Source organism: Agromyces sp. NPDC056965 (assembly GCF_042673425.1).
GTDB lineage: Bacteria > Actinomycetota > Actinomycetes > Actinomycetales > Microbacteriaceae > Agromyces.
The window spans coordinates 1-20,697 of the sequence record NZ_JBHURI010000045.1 but is presented as its reverse complement, the minus strand read 5'-3'; the positions used below and the strand labels follow the sequence as shown (position 1 = coordinate 20,697).

24 protein-coding genes are annotated in these 20,697 nt (G+C 71.4%); 12 read left to right on the top strand and 12 right to left on the bottom strand.

Going from position 1 to position 20,697, the window contains the following annotated elements; all coding sequences use genetic code 11:
• The first annotated feature begins 83 nt into the window (after positions 1-83).
• Together ACFTQE_RS12665 and ACFTQE_RS12660 are read left to right on the top strand one after the other, a co-directional pair.
• Complete coding sequence (locus tag ACFTQE_RS12665) at positions 84-1,526, top strand: MDR family MFS transporter (RefSeq protein WP_376925408.1); 1,443 nt, start codon at positions 84-86, stop codon at positions 1,524-1,526.
• A gap of 72 nt (positions 1,527-1,598) precedes the next feature.
• Positions 1,599-3,578 carry an ABC1 kinase family protein gene (locus ACFTQE_RS12660; protein ID WP_376925407.1) on the top strand — a complete coding sequence of 660 codons (1,980 nt, stop codon included), beginning with the start codon at positions 1,599-1,601 and terminating at the stop codon, positions 3,576-3,578.
• Positions 3,579-3,617: 39 nt separating this feature from the next.
• Here ACFTQE_RS12660 and ACFTQE_RS12655 read toward each other — a convergent pair whose 3' ends face one another.
• Genes ACFTQE_RS12655 through ACFTQE_RS12645 form a run of 3 tightly spaced genes read right to left on the bottom strand, consistent with a single transcriptional unit; the run spans position 3,618 to position 7,284 of the window.
• Complete coding sequence (locus ACFTQE_RS12655; RefSeq protein WP_376925406.1) at positions 3,618-5,075, bottom strand: lipase maturation factor family protein; 1,458 nt, start codon at positions 5,073-5,075, stop codon at positions 3,618-3,620.
• Positions 5,076-5,102: 27 nt separating this feature from the next.
• The gene (locus ACFTQE_RS12650; RefSeq protein ID WP_376925405.1) at positions 5,103-6,539 is read right to left on the bottom strand and encodes a phytoene desaturase family protein; all 1,437 of its coding nucleotides are present in this window, start codon (positions 6,537-6,539) and stop codon (positions 5,103-5,105) included.
• A gap of 4 nt (positions 6,540-6,543) precedes the next feature.
• On the bottom strand, positions 6,544-7,284 hold the full coding sequence (locus ACFTQE_RS12645) for an NUDIX domain-containing protein (protein WP_376925404.1): 741 nt from the start codon (positions 7,282-7,284) through the stop codon (positions 6,544-6,546).
• A 56-nt stretch (positions 7,285-7,340) separates the two neighbouring features.
• On the opposite strand from ACFTQE_RS12645, the gene ACFTQE_RS12640 reads away from it, so the two are divergent.
• A complete protein-coding gene (locus ACFTQE_RS12640) occupies positions 7,341-8,156 on the top strand; it encodes an MBL fold metallo-hydrolase (protein WP_376925403.1) in 816 nt (271 codons plus the stop codon).
• A 26-nt stretch (positions 8,157-8,182) separates the two neighbouring features.
• Here ACFTQE_RS12640 and ACFTQE_RS12635 read toward each other — a convergent pair whose 3' ends face one another.
• Entirely contained in the window at positions 8,183-8,755 is a 573-nt protein-coding gene (locus tag ACFTQE_RS12635) for an NADPH-dependent F420 reductase (RefSeq protein WP_375838253.1), read from the bottom strand.
• Between the two features lie 101 nt (positions 8,756-8,856).
• On the opposite strand from ACFTQE_RS12635, the gene ACFTQE_RS12630 reads away from it, so the two are divergent.
• Together ACFTQE_RS12630 and ACFTQE_RS12625 are read left to right on the top strand one after the other, a co-directional pair.
• Positions 8,857-9,378, top strand: coding sequence for a MarR family winged helix-turn-helix transcriptional regulator (locus ACFTQE_RS12630; RefSeq protein ID WP_375838252.1), 522 nt, complete (start codon positions 8,857-8,859; stop codon positions 9,376-9,378).
• A 192-nt stretch (positions 9,379-9,570) separates the two neighbouring features.
• Positions 9,571-10,308 carry an SDR family NAD(P)-dependent oxidoreductase gene (locus ACFTQE_RS12625; RefSeq protein WP_376925402.1) on the top strand — a complete coding sequence of 246 codons (738 nt, stop codon included), beginning with the start codon at positions 9,571-9,573 and terminating at the stop codon, positions 10,306-10,308.
• Between the two features lie 3 nt (positions 10,309-10,311).
• On the opposite strand, the gene ACFTQE_RS12620 is transcribed toward ACFTQE_RS12625, so the two are convergent.
• The gene (locus ACFTQE_RS12620; RefSeq protein ID WP_376925401.1) at positions 10,312-10,617 is read right to left on the bottom strand and encodes a DUF1540 domain-containing protein; all 306 of its coding nucleotides are present in this window, start codon (positions 10,615-10,617) and stop codon (positions 10,312-10,314) included.
• 177 nt (positions 10,618-10,794) lie between these two features.
• On the opposite strand from ACFTQE_RS12620, the gene ACFTQE_RS12615 reads away from it, so the two are divergent.
• Positions 10,795-11,283 (top strand): hypothetical protein, encoded by a 489-nt coding sequence (locus ACFTQE_RS12615; protein ID WP_376925400.1) that lies wholly within the window; start codon positions 10,795-10,797, stop codon positions 11,281-11,283.
• A gap of 17 nt (positions 11,284-11,300) precedes the next feature.
• Here the strand turns inward: ACFTQE_RS12615 and ACFTQE_RS12610 are convergent, their stop codons facing one another.
• Positions 11,301-12,245, bottom strand: a complete 945-nt coding sequence (locus ACFTQE_RS12610; RefSeq protein WP_376925399.1) for a cytochrome b/b6 domain-containing protein — start codon at positions 12,243-12,245, stop codon at positions 11,301-11,303.
• A 113-nt stretch (positions 12,246-12,358) separates the two neighbouring features.
• On the opposite strand from ACFTQE_RS12610, the gene ACFTQE_RS12605 reads away from it, so the two are divergent.
• From ACFTQE_RS12605 to ACFTQE_RS12595, 3 genes are all read left to right on the top strand, one after another.
• Positions 12,359-13,018, top strand: a complete 660-nt coding sequence (locus ACFTQE_RS12605; protein WP_376925398.1) for a hypothetical protein — start codon at positions 12,359-12,361, stop codon at positions 13,016-13,018.
• A 105-nt stretch (positions 13,019-13,123) separates the two neighbouring features.
• The gene (locus ACFTQE_RS12600; protein ID WP_376925397.1) at positions 13,124-13,765 is read left to right on the top strand and encodes a ClpP family protease; all 642 of its coding nucleotides are present in this window, start codon (positions 13,124-13,126) and stop codon (positions 13,763-13,765) included.
• Positions 13,762-14,379 carry a ClpP family protease gene (locus tag ACFTQE_RS12595; protein WP_376925396.1) on the top strand — a complete coding sequence of 206 codons (618 nt, stop codon included), beginning with the start codon at positions 13,762-13,764 and terminating at the stop codon, positions 14,377-14,379. Before ACFTQE_RS12600 ends, ACFTQE_RS12595 begins: the two co-directional genes overlap by 4 nt.
• Positions 14,380-14,450: 71 nt before the next feature.
• On the opposite strand, the gene ACFTQE_RS12590 is transcribed toward ACFTQE_RS12595, so the two are convergent.
• The 4 genes from ACFTQE_RS12590 to ACFTQE_RS12575 all read right to left on the bottom strand — a co-directional run bounded on the left by ACFTQE_RS12590 (position 14,451) and on the right by ACFTQE_RS12575 (position 16,704).
• The gene (locus ACFTQE_RS12590) at positions 14,451-15,011 is read right to left on the bottom strand and encodes a DapH/DapD/GlmU-related protein (protein ID WP_376925395.1); all 561 of its coding nucleotides are present in this window, start codon (positions 15,009-15,011) and stop codon (positions 14,451-14,453) included.
• Between the two features lie 17 nt (positions 15,012-15,028).
• Positions 15,029-15,511, bottom strand: a complete 483-nt coding sequence (locus ACFTQE_RS12585; RefSeq protein WP_376925394.1) for a helix-turn-helix domain-containing protein — start codon at positions 15,509-15,511, stop codon at positions 15,029-15,031.
• A 70-nt stretch (positions 15,512-15,581) separates the two neighbouring features.
• Entirely contained in the window at positions 15,582-15,773 is a 192-nt protein-coding gene (locus tag ACFTQE_RS12580) for a hypothetical protein (protein WP_376925393.1), read from the bottom strand.
• A gap of 292 nt (positions 15,774-16,065) precedes the next feature.
• Entirely contained in the window at positions 16,066-16,704 is a 639-nt protein-coding gene (locus ACFTQE_RS12575; RefSeq protein WP_376925392.1) for an SDR family oxidoreductase, read from the bottom strand.
• A gap of 74 nt (positions 16,705-16,778) precedes the next feature.
• Between ACFTQE_RS12575 and ACFTQE_RS12570 the strand changes: the two genes are divergently transcribed.
• Both ACFTQE_RS12570 and ACFTQE_RS12565 read left to right on the top strand, forming a co-directional pair.
• Positions 16,779-17,258: an NUDIX domain-containing protein gene (locus ACFTQE_RS12570; protein ID WP_376925391.1), complete on the top strand. Its 480-nt coding sequence runs from the start codon at positions 16,779-16,781 to the stop codon at positions 17,256-17,258.
• Between the two features lie 20 nt (positions 17,259-17,278).
• Positions 17,279-18,175: a transposase gene (locus ACFTQE_RS12565; RefSeq protein ID WP_376925390.1), complete on the top strand. Its 897-nt coding sequence runs from the start codon at positions 17,279-17,281 to the stop codon at positions 18,173-18,175.
• A 61-nt stretch (positions 18,176-18,236) separates the two neighbouring features.
• Here ACFTQE_RS12565 and ACFTQE_RS12560 read toward each other — a convergent pair whose 3' ends face one another.
• A complete protein-coding gene (locus ACFTQE_RS12560; protein ID WP_376925389.1) occupies positions 18,237-19,070 on the bottom strand; it encodes an alpha/beta fold hydrolase in 834 nt (277 codons plus the stop codon).
• An 11-nt stretch (positions 19,071-19,081) separates the two neighbouring features.
• Entirely contained in the window at positions 19,082-19,663 is a 582-nt protein-coding gene (locus ACFTQE_RS12555) for a TetR/AcrR family transcriptional regulator (RefSeq protein ID WP_376925388.1), read from the bottom strand.
• Between the two features lie 125 nt (positions 19,664-19,788).
• On the opposite strand from ACFTQE_RS12555, the gene ACFTQE_RS12550 reads away from it, so the two are divergent.
• Positions 19,789-20,619, top strand: coding sequence for an alpha/beta hydrolase (locus ACFTQE_RS12550; protein ID WP_376925387.1), 831 nt, complete (start codon positions 19,789-19,791; stop codon positions 20,617-20,619).
• Positions 20,620-20,697 lie beyond the last annotated feature (78 nt).

The following is a 20,697-nucleotide window of genomic DNA, read 5'->3' as shown; positions in this document are numbered from 1 at the left end:
ATCGCCCGGATCCGGAATGAATCCGGTGCGACGACGTTGCTTGTAGGTGGGCCGCACAGCGTGCCCGCAGACCGAGGGGGAACGTGACCGAGACGACTGCTGTGGGATTCCGGTCGGCGCGCGGGCCGGTGCTCATCTCCGTGATGCTGGCCACGGGCCTCATCGCGATCGATTCGACGATCCTCGCGACCGCGGTGCCGTCGATCGTGGCCGACCTCGGCGGGTTCGCCCAGTTCCCGTGGCTGTTCTCGATCTACCTGCTCGCCCAGGCCGTCTCGGTGCCGATCTACTCGAAGCTCGCCGACACCGTCGGGCGCAAGCCGATCATGCTCATCGGCATCGGCGTCTTCCTCGTCGGCTCGGTGCTCTGCGGCTTCGCGTGGGACATGACCTCGCTCATCGTCTTCCGCGCCGTCCAGGGCCTCGGCGCCGGAGCGGTGCTGCCCGTCTCCATCACGATCACCGGCGACATCTACACGGTCCGCGAGCGCGCTCGCGTGCAGGGCTACATCGCGAGCGTCTGGGCGGTCTCCTCCGTCGTCGGCCCCACCCTCGGCGGCCTGTTCGCCGAGTTCGCGTCGTGGCGGTGGATCTTCTTCGTGAACATCCCGCTCTGCCTCATCGCCGGGTGGATGCTCCTTCGCTCGTACCACGAGTCCGTCACCCGCGAGAAGCACCGCATCGACTTCGCCGGCGCGACCGTGCTGACGATCGCGTCGACCCTGGTGATCCTCGCGGTGCTCGAGGGCGGCCAGGCCTGGGAGTGGCTCTCGTGGCAGTCGATCGGAGCGTTCACGATCGGCGCTGCGCTGCTCGTCGCGTTCGTGTTCATCGAGCGTCGAGCAGCCGAACCGGTACTTCCCCTGTGGGTCTTCTCCCGGCGGCTCATCGTCACGACCTCGCTCATCTCGCTCGGCGTCGGCGCCGTGCTCATCGGGCTGACGTCGTACGTGCCGACCTTCCTCGAGGCGACGGCGGGTGCATCGCCGCTCGTTTCAGGGCTCGCGGTCGCCGCGCTCACGCTCGGCTGGCCGATCGCGGCGAGCCAGGCGGGGCGGCTCTTCCTCCGCATCGGATTCCGACGGACCGCCCTCATCGGCCTGACGATCACCGTGCTCGGCTCGGCCGCGCTCGTGGCGGCCTCGCTCACACCGAACGTCTGGACCACCGCGATCGCGTGCTTCATCGTGGGCCTCGGCCTCGGGCTCGTCGCCTCGCCCACGCTCATCGCCGCGCAGTCGTCGGTGCCGTGGTCGGAGCGCGGCGTCGTCACGGGCGCGAACATGTTCCTGCGCTCGATGGGCAGCGCGGTCGGCGTCGCGATCTTCGGCGCCGTGGCGAACGGCGTGATCGCCCGCTCGGGTCTCGGCGAGCACTCCCCCGTCGCGATCCACGGGGCCTCGACGGCCGTCTTCGTCGCGGTGCTCGTCGCGGCGGCGGTCACGATCGCGGGCGGCATCGCGATGCCGAGCGCGCATGTCGACGACGTCGAGCACCGGCCGGTCGGCGAGCCCGCGGAGGCGTGAGCGGGCCCGCGGGCACCTGAGCAATACGCTGGGGGTGGGCCGCGGGCTGACGCGCGCCCGAAGGGGGCGCACATGTCGACGGGTTCCATCATCCTGGGTGTGATCGGCGTCACGATCGTGACGATCCTGTTCATGATGCTGCTCGCGGGCATCTCGCGGCGCTTCCTCGGCGTGCAGGTCGGCACGGGGCGCATCATCATCGCCGGGCTCATCGCCCTCGGCGCGGAGCTCGGCTTCGAGTCCCAGTTCGTCTGGAGGGGCGACGGGGCGACGCTCGCCCTCGTGCCGATCCAGCTCGGCATCATCGTGCTCGTGGCCATCGGGTTCCTCGTCATCGCCGAGCTCATCGTGCCGAGCGGCACCATGCCGCGACCCGATCGATGGATCCCCGATCTCAAGCGCACCCTCGACCGCGGTCGCCGGTACTCCGAGGTGACCCGCATCGCGGTGCGCAACGGCCTCGTGCCGTTCAAGCCCGACCGTTCACGATCCGCAGCGGCGGACGCCGGCCGCCGCGCCCACGCGAAGGCGCTGCGGATCTCCCTCGAAGAGGCGGGACCGGTGTTCGTCAAGCTCGGCCAGATGCTCTCGACCCGCACCGAACTGCTGCCGCACGAGTACATCGCCGAGCTCGAGCGCCTGCAGCAGAACGTGCCGCCGGCGGCCTGGAACGAGATCGACGAGCTCCTGCACGACGAACTCGGCGCACGGGCCGACGAGGCGTTCGCCGAGTTCGATCCCGAGCCGTTCGCCGCGGCGTCGATCGGCCAGGTGCACCGCGCCCGGCTCACCTCGGGGCAACTCGTCGCGGTCAAGGTGCAGCGCCCGGGCATCATCCCCGGCGTCGAGCGCGACCTCGACATCGTGCAACGCCTCGCGCGGAAGCTCGAGACCGAGACGGAGTGGGGTCGGTCGCTCGGCCTCCGCTCGGTGGCGGCGGCGTTCGCCGAGTCGCTCCGCGCCGAGCTCGACTACCGCTCGGAGGCGGCGAACCTCGCTGCGATCGAGGCGACCCAGTCGCGGCATCCCGTGAGCGAGCGGCTCACGATCCCGCACTGCTTCCGCGAGCTCTCGACGGCACGCGTGCTCGTCATGGAGTTCATCCCGGGCCGCGCGCTCAGCGACGACGACGGCACGCGCCCCGAGGCCGTGCGGAAGGCCCAGGCGTCCCTGCTCTTCCGCTCCCTCATCACCCAGGTGATCGACGACGGCGTCTTCCACGCCGACCTGCACCCGGGCAACGTGATGCTGCTGCAGGGCGACGACGGCACCGACGGCGGACTCGGCCTCGTCGACTTCGGCTCGGTCGGTCGCCTCGACTCCGAGATGCGGGAGCGCATCGGCGAGATCCTGATGGCGTTCTACCGCGGCGACGCCCGTTCCATGAGCGATGCGCTGCTCGGCCTCGTCGAGCTGCCCGACGACGTCGACGAGTTCGTGCTCCGACGCGAGATCGGTTCGTTCATGGCCGCCCGGCTCGGCCCGGGGTCGGCCCTCGACTCGACGATCGTGGCCGACATGACCCGTCTGCTCTCGGAGAACCGGCTCGCGATCCCGCCCGAGCTCGCCTCGGCGTTCCGTGCCGTCGCCGTCGCCGAGGGGACGCTCCGGGTGCTCGATCCCGAGTTCGACCTGCTGACGGCGGCGAGCGGCCTCGCGAAGGCGCGCATCGCCGACGCGTTCAAGCCGAGCTCGCTGAAGGACGCGATCGTCGACGAGGTCGGCACCATGCTGCCGATCCTGCGCCGCATCCCCCACCGCTTCGACCAGATCTCGGGTTCGCTCGCGAACGGCCGGCTCAGCGTCAACGTGCGCCTCTTCGCCGACCATCGCGATCGCTCGCTGCTGCGCTCGCTCGTCAACCAGGTCGTGCTCGCCTTCCTCGCGGGAGTGCTCGGCGTGATGGCCGCGATGCTGCTGATCAGCGATGCCGGGCCGCAGGTCACCGAGACGCTGAGCCTCTTCCAGATCTTCGGCTACCTGCTCGTGGTCGTGTCGGCGCTGTTCGTGCTCCGGGTGCTGTTCGACGTCTTCCGGCGGCGGCAGGAGTAGCCGCGGCCGACCACGGCCAGCCGCCGGCGACCTCGCCCCTCACCCGAGACCCGATGCCGGCACGACCTCCCCCTCGAGCGTGCGCACCCACCGATCGCCGGTCCGCCGGAACTCGGCCCGCGTCGTGAACCGGTAGTGGTACGCCCGGGCCCGGATCCAGCGCGGGGCGGCGCCGTCGAACGGGTCCGTCTCGAGCAGCGCGAGCGTCGCGGCATCCGCTTCGAGCAGTCGCAGCAGGAACACCTCGAACCACGGTTCCCACATGCGTCCGAGCGGCAGGAACCACACGAGCCAGTCGAGGCGCAGGTGGTACGGCGCCCACTGCCGCGGGATGCGGCGGAGCGCCCCCGGCTTGCCCTTGAACGCGTACTCGCGCCACTCGGCATCGGGCGAGGCATCGGGCGAGTCGTCGGGGATCTCTGCGAGCGTGCCCTCGACGACGATCTCGATGCGCCGCCTCGTCACCGTGCCGAACGCCCCGTACGCGTTCACGAGCATCCACCGGTTGAACGACGCGTTCATGAGCTGGTGCCGTGAGAACAGGTTCCTGATCGGCCAGAAGCTCAGCACGACGAGCAGGGCGGATGCCGCGAGCACCACGACCGCCCACCAGGTCGGCGTCGCCGCGGCATCCGTGCCGAGGTCGTCGGGAATCGCCGGGATCAGCCAGTGCCAGGCCGAGTCGGTGATCGCGGATGCCGCGAGCACGACCGTGATCCAGTTCAGCCATGCGAAGTTGCCGGTCACGATGAGCCAGAGCTGCGTGAGGATCACGATCGTGGCCGCCGACGAGCCGACGGGCCCCGGTACGAAGAGCAGGAAGGGCACGACGAGCTGCGCGAAGTGGTTGCCGAGCACCTCGCCGCGATGGAACCACTTCGGCAGCAGGTGCGCCTGACGACTGAGCGGGCCGGGCATCGGCTGCGTCTCGTGGTGGTACATGAGCGCGGTGAGGTCGCGCCACTCGCGACCGCCGCGGATCTTGATCATGCCGGCCCCGAACTCGAGCCGGAACACGAGCCACCACACGGCGATGACGATGGTCAGTGGCGGGGGCGTCTGGTCGGAGCCGAGGAACGCCAGCGTGAAGAGCGCCTCGCAGAGGAGCATCTCCCAGCCGAAGCCGTAGAAGGTCTGCCCGACGTTCACGATCGAGAGGTACAGGATCCAGAGCGCGAGGAAGACGAGGAGCGGGAGCCACGGCGGGCCGAGCTGCGGCAGCCCCGCCACGACGGATGCCGCAAGCACGAGGCCCGCTGCGGCGACGGCGACGAGCCGCCGGTCGGTGTAGCCCCAGCGGAAGACGCTCGGCCCGCGCAGGCGCTTCGCGTGCCGCAAGAGCTCGGGCACCGGCAGCAGGCCGTGCTCGCCGAGGAGCGGGCGGAACTGGTTCAGCGTCGAGAGGAACGCGACCAACGCGAGCGCGCCGACCCCGCGCTGCAGGATCTGCCGTGCGATCTCGTAGTCGTGCGCGTCGAACCACGCGGTCCACTCCACGTGCCAACGCTACGCCGGGCAGCGGCGTCAGCGCAGGCCGAAGCGTTCCCGCAGGGCGAGCTTCGCCGCGAACCATCCGTTCATGCCGTGCACGGCGGGGCCGGGCGGCGTGGCACTCGAGCAGAGGTAGACGCCCTCGATCGGCGTGCGCCACGGCTTCGGCGAGACGACCGGCCGTTTGAGCAGCTGGGCCATCGTGAGCGCGCCCGAGTAGATGTCGCCGCCGACGTAGTTCGGGTTGTAGCGACCGAGCTCGGCGGCCGAGCTCGCGGCCGATGCCAGCACGACGTCGCGGAAGCCCGGGGCGAAGCGCTCGACCTCGGCGATGACGAGCTCGGTCGGGTCGAGCGTCGATCCGGCGGGCACGTGGGTGTAGGCCCACAGCACGTGCCTGCCCTCGGGCGCCCGGCTCGGGTCGGCGACCGTCGGCTGGGCCACGAGCACATACGGATGCTGCGCGCCCCCGCCGCCCGCGACGCCTGGCTGGTAACCGCGGGCGACGGCGTTCTCGGCCGCCGCGATCTCGGCGCGACTGCCGCCGAGGTGCACGGTGGGAGCCTGGCGCACCTCGGCGTTGCGCCACGGGACCGGTCCGCTCAGCGCGAAGTCGATCTTCGCGACTCCCGAGCCGTAGCGGTACCGGCGCAGGGCGCGCGCGTAGCGGCCGGGCAGCTCGGCGGTGAAGAGCAGCTCGGGCGAGGTGTCGAGGAGCACGGCGCGGGAGCCCGTGACCTCGGCGAGCGAGGCCACCGGGGCATCCGTCACGATCTCGCCGCCCCGCGCTCGGAGCTCGTCGGCGAGCGCGTCGGCGATCGCCTGCGAACCGCCGACGGGCAGGCCCCACCCGACGCCGTGCCCGTGCATGGCGATCAGGAGGCCCGCTCCGGCGGAGGCGAGCGAGGGCATGCCGCCCGCCGCGTGCGCGACGACGCCGCTGAAGAGCGCCGGCGCGACCTCCCCGACGAAGCGGGTGTTCCACGCCGCGGTGCCCTGCTCGAGCGCGCGCAGGCCGAACTTCACGGCGGCGACGGGGTCGCGCGGCACGCGCAGCAGCTGCGACCCCGTGAAGTCGACGACACCGCGGCTGCGGGCGACGAGCGGGGCGAGGAGGCTGCGCCAGGCCGCGCCGTCGGCCTCGAGACCGTCGGCGGTGCGGTCGACGTCGCGCCAGGCGATGCCCGCACGCCCGCCGTCGAGCGGATGCGCGTACGAGACCTCGGGCACCACCCAGTCGATGCGATCGAGGAGGCCGAGCTTCCGGAACACGGGCGAGGCGAGACCGGCGGGATGCACCGTCGAGCACACGTCGTGCCGGAAGCCGGGCAGGGTGAGCTCTGCGGTGCGGAGGCCGCCGCCGATCGTGGGCGCCGCCTCGAGCACCCGCACCGAGAGCCCGGCGCGGGCCGCGACCACGGCGGCGACGAGCCCGTTGGGCCCGCTGCCGACGACCGTGACGTCGGTCACGGGCTCAGAATCCGGCGCCGAGGGTGTTGATGTAGATCCACGGCAACCGGTCCATCATGAGCCGGTGGCGATTGCCGTCGGCGTCGGGCGCGTCGTCGGGCACCGAGGGGTCGCGCGCCTCTCGCTTGTGCTCGGCCACGAATTCGTCGTCCTCCTGCCAGAGGATCATCTGGCCGTCGTCGGCGATCTTCGCGACGAACGGCTGCACCGAGCCGCCGCGGAGGTCGGCGAGCGCCTCGTCGACCGATGCGTCGTTCGACAGCCCGTGCAGGGTCACCCACGTCGGCGGCCAGAGCGTCATGCCGCCGGCCGCGTGCCGGTCGAGGGCGTCCTCGGGCCGGATCCACACGGCCTCGGCGACCTCGTCGGGCGCGAGGCGCAACTCGCCCTCGGGCACGCGCACCGCGAAGAACGTCGTCGTCAGCCGCTTCGGGGCGTTCGCGGGCGGGGTCCAGTGCGAGAACGGCACGAGTTCGGCGCCGTCGAGCACGAGCCCGACCTCTTCGAAGGTCTCGCGCACCGCAGCGCGTCGGGCCGCGTCGATGCCGTCGATCGGATCCCCGTCGGCATCCGCCTCGTCGACCGCGCCGCCCGGGAAGACCCATGCTCCGGGAAAGGAGCCGCGATCGCGGGGGCGTTCGGCCAACAGCACCTCGAGGCCGCGCTCCCCGTCGCGCAACAGGACGACGGTCGCGGCCGCGCCGGTGGCCGCCGGATTCGTCAGTGACTCCAGCTCGCTGTTCATCACCTCAGAATATGACTCGGCGAGCCGGGGCGCATCGGCGCCGGTACACTTCCGGCATGGATCAGGCTCCCGCCGACGGTGTTCCCGTGTCGACGTTCGCCCGTCTCGTGCTCGCCCCGAATGCCGGGCCGATGACCCTCGACGGCACGAATTCCTACGTGCTGCGGGCACCGGGTTCCGACAGCGTGGTCGTCGTCGACCCCGGGCCGTCCGATCCGGCGCACCTCGCCGCCCTGGCCGGTGCCGGCCGCGTCGAGCTCGTGCTCGTCACCCACCACCACCCCGATCACACCGAGTCGCTCGGCGTCTTCCACGCGATGACGGATGCCCCGGTGCGCGCGATCGCCCCGGCGCTCTGCCTCGCCGGGGCGCCACTGGTCGACGGCGAACGCATCCGGGCGGGCGGCCTCGAGATCGACGTGGTCGGGGCCCCGGGGCACACGGCGGACTCGGTGTGCTTCGCACTTCCCGGCGACCGCCTCGTGGATGCCGGCGACGACGCCCACGGCACCGTGCTCACCGGCGACACGGTCCTCGGGCGGGGCACGACGATCATCGCCGACCCCGATGGCGCCCTCGGCCCGTACCTCGATTCGCTCGAGGCGCTGCGCGCCCTCGGCACGCCCGGGCCGGTCGGCGTGCTGCCGGGCCACGGTCCGGTGCTGGCCGACCTCGCAGAGATCTGCAGTGCCTACCTCGCGCACCGCGCCGAACGTCTCGACCAGGTGCGGGCGGCGCTGCGCGAACTCGGCGCCGACGCCGGGGCGGGCGCCGTCACCGACCTCGTCTACGCCGACACGGATGCCTCGGTGCGAAGTGCAGCCGAGGCATCCGTTCGAGCGCAATTGGCCTACCTGCGAAGTGGGGGCTGACGCAGCAGACCGTCACTCGGAGTTCGTTACGCGACGAGCGCGATGCCGGCGTCCCAGCCGACCTTCTCCTGCACGGCGAGCGTGAGCTGCAGGAAGCCGACGGCCTCGAGCTCGCGGGCGCGCGAGAGGCGGCCGGCGTCGACGGCGTTCACGCCGCCCGCGCGCACGACCTCGGCGAGGGCGAGCTTCGCGTCGTCGTCGTCACCGGCGATGAGCACGGTGGTCGGGTTCGCACCGACGGTCTTCGCGGCGAGCGTGGCGGCGAAGTTCGTGTTGAAGGCCTTCAGCACCTTCGCGTCGGGCAGGGCTGCGGCGAGCTCGCTCGCACGGGAGCCGTCGGCCGGCACGACGAGGGAGTCGAAGGTCGAGAAGTCGAGCGGGTTCGTGATGTCGACCACGACCTTGCCGGCGAGCTCGGCACCGCGGGCCGCGACGATCTCGTCGATCGCGAAGTGCGGCACGGCGAGCACGACGATGTCGCCGGTGATCTGCTGGGCGGTGTCGCGCCCGATGAACTCGACGGTGTTGCCGCCTGCGGCCACGATGCCGCCGATGGCGGTGCCCATGTTGCCGTTTCCGATGATGCTGACGGTCGTCATGTCATTCCTCCCCGCGCCGTTCGACGCGATTACTTGTTCCGACAACCAACACTGTACGCGCATTCAGTTGTTGCGTCAACCAATGCGGTAGACTCTCAGGCATGACGGATGACACGCGGTGGCTGGCCCCCGAGGAGTCGGCCGCGTGGGTGCGCCTCGTGGCGCTCGCCGAACTGCTCCCGGGAGCGCTCGACGCGCAGCTGCTGCGCGACGCCGGACTCACGCACTTCGAATACGGCGCACTCATGGCGCTCGGCGCCGCACCGTCGCGCACGATGCGCATGACCGAGCTCGCCTCGCGCACGAACGCGACGCTCCCCCGCCTCTCGCACGTCGCCAAGCGCCTCGAGGAGCGCGGACTCATCGAGCGGTTCCCGTGCCCCGAAGACCGCCGCGCCACGAACGCGACCATCACCGAGGCCGGGTTGGCCCTGATCTCCGAAGCCGCGCCCGGCCATGTCGAGACGGTGCGCGCGAACGTGCTCGACGCCCTCGCTCCCGAGCAGCTCGAACAGCTCTACGCGATCGCGGGCGCCGTGCTCGCGCGGCTCGATCCCGACGCGCGCCTCTCAGCCACGTCGTGCCAGTTCAGCGAGGGACCCGTCGACCACGTCGTGGCCTGACCGGGCGACCGCGCGCGCCCGTCTGATCGGGCGACCGCGCGGCCGTGCGCGCCGCTCACCGGCGCCGTCAGCGGATATCGGACCTCCTGGATGCGAGGTCCGAATCTCGCCGGAGCCGTGTCGTCCCTGCGTGCAGGATCGGAAGCACGACTCGAACCGGCGCTCCTGCCGGACTGGAAGGAATGCCCGTTCATGAGCACCATCGCATTGATCACCGGCGGAAACCGCGGACTCGGCCTCGCGACGGCGACCGCCCTCGCCCGCACCGGAGCCACCGTCATCATCGCCGGACGCGACCTCGAAGCTGTGCGCTGTGCGGCCGACGGCCTGCTCGCGGAGGGCCTCAGGGCGGAACCGCTGATGCTGGACGTCGCGTCGCCGGCGAGCGTCGCCGAAGCCGCCGACGAGATCGGCGAACGCCACGGTCACCTCGACATCCTGGTGAACAACGCCGGCATCCTCCCGGAGGCCAGCGCGCGCGGAGACCATGACTTCGTCGACCTCGCAGCATTCGCCAGCACCTTCGAGACGAACGTGCTCGGCGTGGCGACCGTCACCGAGAAGTTCCTCCCGCTGCTCCGTCGCAGCACGGCCGGTCGCATCGTCAACGTCTCCTCGACGATGGGATCGCTGAGCGACCAATCCGACGAGAGTTCGCCGTACTACTCGAGCATCGTGCCCGCCTACCAGGCATCGAAGGCCGCCGTGAACAGCATGACCATCGGACTGAGCAAGCAGCTCGCCGGCACCCCGCTCAAGGTCACGTCGGTCTGTCCGGGATGGGTGCAGACCGACCTGGCACCCGGAAACCGCGATCAGGCGCCGACGAGCGCCGACGAAGCTGCACGGATCGTCGTGACAGCGGCGACGCTGCCGGACCATGCCGAATCCGGCACGTTCATCAGCAGCGGCGGCGCCGTCGCGTGGTGAGCCTCAGCGCGGGTCGTACGTGAGGCAGTCGGCGTCGTCGGTCGACCCCGCCCCGATGCGCACCGATGCCGCCGTGCACTCGAGCGACTCGTTGTGCACGCACTCCGCTCGCTGACACGCCCCGACGTGCGTGATCACCTTGTCGAGGCCGCCCTTCTTGCCGAGCGGGATGAAGGTCGCGCACTCCGCGTCGCCGACCGTGCCGCCGATCGTGACGGCGGCGGCATGGCAATGCGAGTGATCGTTGTAGGAGCATCCGGCCACCGAGCATTCGGCGACGGCGGGCAGTTCGTCGAGCGTCATGCTCATGGTGACCTCCCAGTGCGGTGTACGACCGTTCGATACGGCGATGGTACGCCCGAGCGGGTGGAACACGCAGCACTGACAGGACGAAATTCCGCAGATCAACGCGGTTTTCTTCTGAGGTGAGCCTTACCTATCCGGCCGGATCCCTCGAATGACGGTGGCACGGTGCAGACTGCCGGCATGGCAGCCGACGACTTCGAATTCCTCTACGGCGAGTGGCATGTGCGCAACCGCAAGCTGCGCGACACGACCGACCCCGACTGCACGGAATGGGTCGAGTTCGACGCGACCGCCGAGGTGCATCCCGTGCTCGACGGCATCGGGCACATCGACCGCATGCTCGTCCCCGACGCCCCCGACGGCGGTGGATTCGAGGGCTTCACGCTCCGCCTGTACGAACCGGCTGCCGATCTCTGGCGCATCTGGTGGAGCTCGACCCGGTTCCCCGGCGTGCTCGACACTCCCGTCGAAGGCCGGTTCACCGACGGTCACGGCGTGTTCGAGGCCGACTTCGAGCTGCGCGGGGCCCCCGCACGCGAGCGGTTCGAGTGGATCACGAGCGACCCCGAGCATCCGCGCTGGCAGCAGTCGTTCTCGCTCGACGGCGGCGCGACGTGGCAGCCGCCCAACTGGCACATGCACCTGACGAGACGCACCGCCGAGGCGTGAGTCGGGGCGGGCGGGGCTCAGCGGGTGACGGTGCCCATGCGGCTCGCGATGGGCTTCAGCACGGCGGGCCGCACCGCGAACCACCCCCCGATCATGACCGCGAGCGACATCGCGAAGATCGCGAAGCCGAGCCACGACGCACCGTCGCGGCTCGCGAACATCGCGTCGAGGTTGCGCAGCGCACCCGTTGCGAACACGAGGGTCACGTGCACGATGACGAAGGCGACGAACACGAGCATCACCGGGTAGTGCACGGCCTTCGCGAGCTTCGCCGGGTAGACGCGGTTCAGGCGCTCGGCGCGCTGCGGCCAGACCGACGAGAGCCGCAGTCCGGTGACCACCGCGAGCGGTGCGACGACGAACACGATCGCGAAGTAGCTGAGCACCTGCAGGCTGTTGTAGTTCACCCAGGCGTGCTCGACGGGCCAGTCGAGCGAGGCGTACTGCAGCGCGGCCGAGACGGCGTTCGGCCAGATGTCGGCGCTCGTCGGCACGATGCGCATCCACTGCCCGGTGATGAAGAGCAGCACGATGAAGACGATGCCGTTCGCCACCCAGAGGGCGTCGACCGTGTAGTGCAGCCAGAGGTGGATGCTGACCTTCCACGGCGGGTTCTTCGTGCGGATCAGCCCCTCGTTGTTCCGCACCCAACGGGCCGGCGGGCGGCCGCCCTTGCGGAGCAGCAGTCCCGAGCGCACGAGCAGCACGAGGAAGAACGCGTTCAGGAAGTGCTGCCAGCCGAGCCACGCCGGAATGCCGACGGGCGCGCCCTCGGGCAACGGCGTCGTGCCGGGGTATCGGGCGAGGAAGTCCTGCACCGCGGGTTGGGCGCGCAGCCAGATCGCGAGCAGCACGACCCCGGCGAGCAGCGCGACCCCGGCGAACACGGCCAGCGCGACCGGCAGCCACCTGATGCGTCGACGAGTCGCGTGATGCGCGGTCGGGTCGGTGAGGCGGGTCACCGAAGTATTTTGGCATGACCTCCCGAGCATGCGCCGAGCCGACGACCCGAAGAGTCACGGATGCCTCGACGGCTCTGGGAGAATGCGGAGACCTGCGATCCGAGAGTCGAGCAATGTCCACGATCACCCGCGTGATGTACTACTCGAAGCTCCGCGACGCCGAAGCGGCCGATGCCGTCGCGACCTGGGCGGCCGGGGCATCCGCCGCCTCGCACTGGACCCGCTCGGGCCTGCGCGACGTCGCCCTCTTCGCGCTCGGGGCGCACGTCTGCCTGTACGCCGAGGCGGTGGGCGCATCGGATGCCGCTGCACCGGCGCGGTCCTGGGACTGGCCGGCCGAGATCGCCGAGTTGTTCGAGCACTGGCCGCAGACGGACTCGGTCGCCGCCCGCAGCGCGGTGCCGATGCTCGACGTCTTCCACGACGGCGTTCCGACCGACGCCGAGTCGTGGCGTGGCGACCGCGAGGTCGCCGATCGCATCGGCAGTCTCACCTTCCTCAAGCCCGAGATGTTCGCGAGCTACGTCTTCCACCACTTCCAGTTGCAGGAGGAACGGCCCGAGACCCTCAACAAGACCTACATGATCGGTTCGCTCGGCACGCTGCTGTTCTCGTACAGCGAGTCGCCCGCGGTCGCGGTCAACGCGGGCGCCCCCGCACGCGCCGACGATCGCACCCCCGTCGACTGGCACGGCGCGATGGAGCCGCATTTCGACCCGACGCGCCGTCCACCTGGTGAGGCGATCTGGCAGCGGATGCGTCGACTCGGGTAGCGCTGCTGCTCACGGCCGTGCTGCCGACGGCAGCGCTGCTCACGGCAGTACTGCTCGCAGCGGCATCCGCCCCGCACTGCGCCGGCCGCGCGCACGCTTGGGGGCATGAGCGAACACGACTCCCCACCGATCCATCCGATCGACGCCGAGCTCACGAGGCGGCTCTTCCACGAGCGCATCATCGTGCTCGGCGACGAACTCGACCAGCAGGGCGGCAACCGGCTCTGCGCACAGCTCGTCACCCTCGCGGCCGACGACCCGCGCCGCGACATCCGCTTCTGGATCAATTCGCCCGGCGGCTCGGTGTCGGCGATGCTCGCGATCGCCGACGTCATGCGGTCGATCCCGAACGACGTGTCGACGATCGCCGTCGGCATCGCGGCGAGCGCGGGCCAGTTCCTGCTCTCGGCCGGCACGCGCGGCAAGCGGTTCGCGCTGCCGCACTCCCGCATCCTCATGCACCAGGGGTCCGCCGGCATCGGCGGCACCGCCGTCGACATCGAGCTGCAGGCCGACGACCTGCGGTACACCCGCGACACGGTGCTCGGCATCACGGCCGAGAACACCGGCCAGCCCATCGAGCGCATCGCCGAAGACTCGCTGCGCGACCGCTGGTACACCGCGACCGAAGCCGTCGATTACGGCTTCATCGACGCCATCGCCGACGGCTTCGGCGAGATGTTCCCCGGCGGCGACCGCCCGCTGGTCGGACTTCAGGCCCGCACCGGAACAGGAGCCCCGTCATGAGCAGCTACACGATCCCGTACGTCGTCGAGAAGCGCGGCAACAGCGAGCGCTCGCTCGACGTCTACAGCCGGCTGCTCTCGGAGCGCATCGTCTACCTCGGCACCGAGATCGACGACGGCGTTGCCAACGTGCTCATCGCGCAGTTCCTGCACCTCGCCTCGGAATCGAGCGAGACGCCGATCAGCCTCTACCTGAACTCCCCGGGCGGTTCGCCCGGCGCGGCGCTCGCGGTCTACGACACGATGCAGCACATCAGGCCGGATGTCGCGACGACGTGCGTCGGCCAGGCGGGCGGGCCGGCCGCGGTGCTCCTCGCCGGCGGCGCGAAGGGCATGCGGGCGATCCTGCCGCACGGCCGCGTCGTGCTGCACCAGCCGTCGACGAAGGGCCGCGGCACGATCCCCGACCTGATCCTGCACGCCGACGAGGTCGTCCGCGTGCGCGCCGAACTCGAGGCCGCCCTCGCCGCCGACACCGGTCGCGACGCGATGACGCTGCGGCACGACACCGATCGCGACCTCATCCTGCCCGCAGCGGCCGCCGTCGAGTACGGCCTCGCCGATCACGTGCTGACCGCGCAGGCCCTGGTCGGGGCCAGCTCCGGGCGCGGCTGACGGCCGGGCGCGGTTGGACGGCCGGGCGCGGTTGGACGGCCGGGCGCGGCCAGGCGGCCGTTCGCCGGACGTTACCAGCTCCGCCGCACGGTGCCCTTCGGCCCGGCGACGAGGCTCGCCGCCGGCACGTCGTCGGCCACGACGGCGCCGGCGGCGATCACGGCGTCGCGACCGATGCTGACGCCGGGCAGGATCATCGCCCCGGCGCCGATCCACACGTTCTCGGCAACGTCGATGGGGGCGCCGCTGAGGTATCGGCGCCGCTCCTCAGGATCGACCGGGTGACCCATCGTGATGAACGTGGCCTTCGGGCCGACCATGACGCCGTCGCCCAGCCGGATGCCCGCATAGTCGAGGAAGGTGCAGCCCTGATTGATGAAGACCCGCTCCCCGAGTTCCAGTCGCAGGCCGTGATCGGTGTAGAAGGGCGGGTAGATCGTCAGCCTCGGCGGCAACGGGCGGCCCAGTACCTGCTCGAGCACCTCGGCCCTGCCCGCCTCGTCGTCGAACGGCAGCGCGTTCAGTCGAGACGTCAGTGCGGTGACCGCCAGCACGCGCTCGCCCATCGCGGCGAACTCGTCGCCGAACACGCGCTCGCCCCTCGCCAGCAGCTCCGGATCATGGATCGGCATGAAGCGGTCGTGGGCCATCAGGCGGCGAGCAGGTAGGCGTTCGAGACGGCAGGTGAGAACGGCGCGCCGGGCGCGAGGTCGAGCGGATGCGCCGAACCCACGTCGACGGGAGCGCCCGCGTCGGCACGGAAGGCGAACGACGTCTCGATCCTCAGCAGCTCCCGCAGCTCGGTCTCGCGCCGCTCGGCATCCCGTCGTTCGCCGAGCAGCCCGCCGACCCGCTGCACGACATCGACGAGCTCGAGCCCGAGCGCCTCGGCGACGGAGCCGAGCACCTCCGACGAGGGCTCCTTGCGACCGCGCTCGATCTCGGAGAGGTACTGGGGCGAGACGCCCGCCGTCGCGGCGACCTCGGTCAGGATCCGCTCCTGCCCGAGCCGTTCACCGCGCAGCACCTCGCCGAGCGCATGCCGCCAGAGCGGCTTCGCAGTGCCCCGTTCCGCACCCGGCTTCGACGTCGGCGAACCAGGGACCCGTGTGAACTCGACGACCTTGCCCATGCCGAGAGGCTAGCCGCGGCATCCGCTCGGCGACAGGCCGATCCGCTCAGAGCAGAACGCTCGGCCTCGACTACGCCGGAGGGTTCTCGGGGTCGAGCGTCTCGACCGAGTCGGCCTCGACCGCGATGTCGGCGTCGAGGTCGTTCGGGTCGTCGCCGCCCGTCGTCTCCTCCTGCTCGCGATCGTCGTCGGCGTTCGGCCTGCGCTCGCGTGCTGTGCGCTGGTCGGCACCAGTGCCTACTGGGTCTCGTGCGTCGGTCATCGTTCCTCCGAGGGTCGGGATGGCTCCAGCGTGCGCGGCCGGCACCGGTCCGTCAACGGCTTGACTCGGCCGCATTCCGCTCCGATCGCTGGCGGTCGGGTGCGCCCGCGTGCAGAATGAACCCACTGACACGGAGGTGGGCGATGTCGACGGAAAGCGTGATCTGGTCGATTCTCGGAACGTTCATTGCGGTCGGGGGCCTCTTGGGGCTCGCGGCGCTCTGGTCGCTGATCCGACGACCGCGCGAGCACTGACCGTTCCGACGACCGTGCCGACGCACGCGCCGCCTCGGTCAGCCGAGTGCTTCGGCGATCGGCGTGCCACCGCCGTTGAAGCGGATGGTTCGGCGCACCGTCGAATCGCGGTGCAGCGCCTCGGCGACGACGGCCGCGACATCCGCTCGTTCGACGGTGCCGCTGCCCGCCGGGTCGACGTCGATGCGACCCGTGCCCTCGCCGTCGGTCAGGGTGCTCGGGCCGAGGATGGTCCAGTCGAGCGCGGTGTCCGCGAGGTGCTCGTCGGCCGCCGCCTTCGCCTCGGCGTAGGTGCGGAAGGAATTGCCCTCGGGCACGTCGTGATCGGGCGAGCCGAAGTACGAGACCATCACGTACCGGGTGACGCCGGCGCTCTCGGCGGCATCCATCGACCTGATCGCCGCGTCGCGATCGACGGCGTACGTGCGCGCGGGGTCGCCGCCGCCGGCTCCCGCCGACCAGACCACCGCGTCGTGGCCGTGCAGGATCTCGGCGAGATCGTGCACGTCGAGCCGCTCGATGTCGGCGACCACGGGGCGAGCGCCCGCGGCCGTGACGTCGCCGGCGTGGTCGGGGTTGCGGATGATCGCGTCGACCTCGTCGCCGCGATCGGCCAGCAGCCGTTCGAGCTGCAGGGCGATCTTGCCGTGGCCCCCGATGATCACGATGCGTGCCATGTGCTCCTCCTCCGACCGACTCGCCCCACGCTACTCCCGGGTGGCGCGGATGCGCTCAGGCAGGGCCGCACACCGTGCCGGTGACGAGCGCGGGCCTGCTGCTCTACCGGGAGCTCCGCGACCTGCGCGGACTCGAGGTGTTCATCGCGCACATGGGCGGACCGTTCTGGGCGCGCAAGCAGGCCGGGGCCTGGTCGATCCCGAAGGGCGAGTTCACCGACGAGGAGCCGCTCGCCGCCGCCCGCCGCGAGTTCGCGGAGGAGATCGGCGTGCCGCCGCCCGATGCGGAGGTGATCGACCTCGGCGCCTTCCGGTACTCGTCGGGAAAGACCGTGCGGGTGTTCGCCGCCCATGCCCCCGACTTCGAGATCGACGAGGTGCGATCGAACACCTTCGAGATCGAGTGGCCGCCGCGTTCGGGGCGGCGACAGTCGTTCCACGAGGTCGATGAGGCCCGATGGACGCCCGCGTTCGAGGCCCGGGAGCTGCTCACCGCGGGCCAGCGCCCAGCCCTCGATGCGCTCCTGTCCGCGCTCGACGGATCGGTGGAATGAGCTCGTGAGAGGCATGGCCCATGACGGTTGACGCACTCGGCGAGGTCGCGACGGAGCTCTACGGGCTGCGTCCCGACGAGTTCACCGCCGCGCGCAATGCTCGGGCGCAGGCCGTCGCCGCCGACGATCGGGCGCTCGCCGCCCGCATCCGCGAACTGCGGCGCCCCTCCCCCGCCGCCTGGCTCGTGAACCAGCTCATGCGGCACCGGAACGACGAGGTGGAAGCGATCCTCGAGCTCGGCGCCGAGGCGCGTGAGGCGCAGGGCCGCTTCGATGCGGCCGAGCTCGCCGAGCTCGGCCGGCAGCGGCGGCGCCTCGTCTCCGCCCTCGCGCACGAGGCCGGCGACCTCGCCGACGAGCTCGGCGCCGCGGTGCGCACCCCGGTGCTCGACGAGGTCGCCCAGACGCTGCAGGCCGCGATGTCGGATGCCGCTGCGGCCGACGCCGTGCGCACGGGCCGCCTCGTGCGAGCGCTCGAGGCCGTCGGCGTCGAGGTCGACCTCAGCGATGCCGTCGCAGGCGGGCCGGCGCCGCGCACCGAACCCGGCGACACGGCGCGTGCCGGCGAAACGCCCGCCCGACCGAGCGCGGCGGCGTCGAAACGGCGTCGGGCGGAGCGAGCCGGTGCGGAACGTGCCGTCGCCGATGCCGAGGAACGAGCGGCCGCGGCATCCGCCGCGCTCGAAGCCCTCGATGCCCGACTCGCCGACGCCGAACGCGGGCACCGCGAGCTCGGGACCCGCCGCGACGAACTCGAGGCGGAGCTGCGCGAGGTCGAGGCGGAGCTGGCCGAGGCCGATCGGGCGACACGCTCCGTCGCGCGCGAGCGGGATCGCGCAGCTCGCGCCGTCGACGCCGCAGAGGTCGACGCCGAGGAGGCGCGCGAGGCGCTGGACGCGCTCGAGCAGCCGGAGTAGTTGGGGTCGCTGGGGTCGCCGGAGTCGTCGAGCGGTGCGCGGTGGACTCGGGCAGCTCGCCTCAGGCGCGGTCGAGCAGCCAGTCCATCGCGTCGGGCACGACGTCGAGCACCGACACGTGCCCGTCGTCGAGGCGCATCCAGAGCGAGGCGCGGGGAATGTGCGCGAGGAGCCACGAGGCGTGCTTCGCGGGCACCACCCGATCGCCCTCGCCCTGCACGAGGAGCACGGGGGCGACGATGCCGCCGAGGTCGAAGCCCCATGGAGCCGCGAAGGCGACGTCGTCGTCGATGAGGCCGTCGGGCCCGGCCTCCCCTGCGCGCATGGCGTCGGCGCCGAGCGGCGCCCAGCGTGCGTCGAGCGCGGCCCGGTCGACGGGGAGGAACTGCGTCGGATCGAACTCCTCGGTCGAGGCGAAGGCGGCGCGAGCGGCGCGCCCCTCGACGGCGGAGCGCAGGCCGCCGGGTGCGGCCATGCCCGCGAACCAGTCGTACGCGTCGGTGCGCGGCGCGATGCCCGCGAGGGAGACCGCACCGGTGACCCGCTCGGGCAGCAGCGCCGCGCAGGCGAGTGCGTGCGGTCCGCCGCCCGACGCGCCCATCACGGCGAACCGCTCGACGCCGAGCGCATCGGCGATCGCCGCGACGTCCGCTGCCGCCGCGGCGACGTCGCGCCCGGGCCGCGGCGTCGAGCCGCCGTACGACGGGCGTCCGTAGCTGAGGAGCCGGATGCCGCGGGCGGAGGCCGCCTGCAGGATGGGCTCGATCGGGGCGCCCGTCTGCGGGGAGCCGTGATGCCACACGAGCGTGAGCGGCGACGAGGCATCCGCCCCGGTGTCGTAGGCGTGCAGGCTGCGGCCGTCGCCGAGGGGAACGTCGAGTTCGGTGACCGTCATCGCGGCCGCCGTCAGCCCTGCACGCCGGCGGCGCGAGCGGCGGCCTCGGTGAACGCGGGCCGCACCCGCTCCCAGCCGTCGAGGTAGCCGCCGACCATGGCGGCGTCGCGCAGCAGCACGAGCTGGGCGGCCGCGCCGTCGGCGTCGGGCACCTCGGCCGCCGTCAGCACCGATTCGAGCTCGGAGCGGAACCACTCGCGGTGCTCGGCGACGGCCCTGCGGACGCCGCTGTCGGCGTCGGGGTACTCGGCGGCGGCGTTGATGAAGGGGCAGCCGCGGGTGTGGTGGCGGGCGACGTCGTCGGCGAGCCCCTCGATCACGAGGCCGACGAGCTGCTTCGGCTCGGCACCGGATGCCTCGGCGGCCGCGAATGCGCCGCGGATGTCCGCATCCTCGACGCCGAGGTAGGCCTCGACGAGGTCCTCCTTGCTCGGGAAGTGCCGGTAGAACGTCGCACGGGTGACCCCGGCCTCGCCGATGATGCGGTCGACGCCCACCGAGTGGATGCCCTCTCGATAGAAGAGCTCGGAGGCCGTGCGCAGCAGGCGCTGCCTCGCTTCGGAGGTTCCCGCGGAGGTGCTTCGAGTTGCCATACCGAAAATGATAGAACGATCTTTCTCTTTTTGCTTGACACGGGGCTCGACCCGGAGTAACTTCCCAGACATAGACAGAACGATCGTTCTACCAGAAGGTCGAACGACACGAGAAGGAGAGAGCAATGACCGCCACCAAGACTCCCATCGTCCTCATCCACGGCCTCTGGATGACCCCCAAGAGCTGGAACACCTGGGCCGAGTACTTCCGGGCCCGCGGCCACGAGGTCATCGTTCCGGGATGGCCCGGCATCGACGACCGTGAGGTCGCCGACATCCGCTCGAACCCCGAGGCGCTGAAGGGCATCGGCCTCGTGCAGATCGCCGACCACTACGAGCGGATCATCCGGGCACTGCCCGAGAAGCCCATCATCATGGGCCACTCCTTCGGCGGCCTGCTCACGCAGATGCTCGCCGACCGCGGCCTCGGCGTCGCCTACGTCGGCGTCACCCCCGGCCAGCCCGCCGGCATCACGACCCTGCCCGCGTCGACCCTCTGGACCGGCACGCCGATCCTCTCGAACCCGTTCGCGAAGAACGGCGCGAAGCCGCTCTCGAAGGGCCACTTCCACTTCACCTTCGGCAACGACCTCGACCGCGCGGCATCCGATCGCCTCTGGGAGGAGTTCGCGGTGAACTCCTACAACCGGGTGTTCTTCGAGGGCGTCGCCGGCGCCTTCAACGAGAAGGGCGGCGTCAGCCACGTCGATTTCGGCCGCACCGACCGCGCGCCGCTGCTCGTCATCACCGGCGAGATCGACCACGTCGTGCCGCCGGCCATCGGCCGGGCGATCGTGAGGAAGTACCACGCGACGAGCAGCCCCGCCGTGGTCGAGTACCGCGAGTTCGCCGGACGCACCCACCGCATCGTCAGCCAGGACGGTTGGGAGGAGGTCGCCGAATACGCCCTCGACTGGGCGACCGAGCACGCCGAGGCGGCCGCAGCCACGGCCTGACGCCGGCTCCAGCACGGGACCACTCGTGTCGCACAGGACCGGAGACATCCCGGGTCCCGTGCGACACGAGTGGTCCCG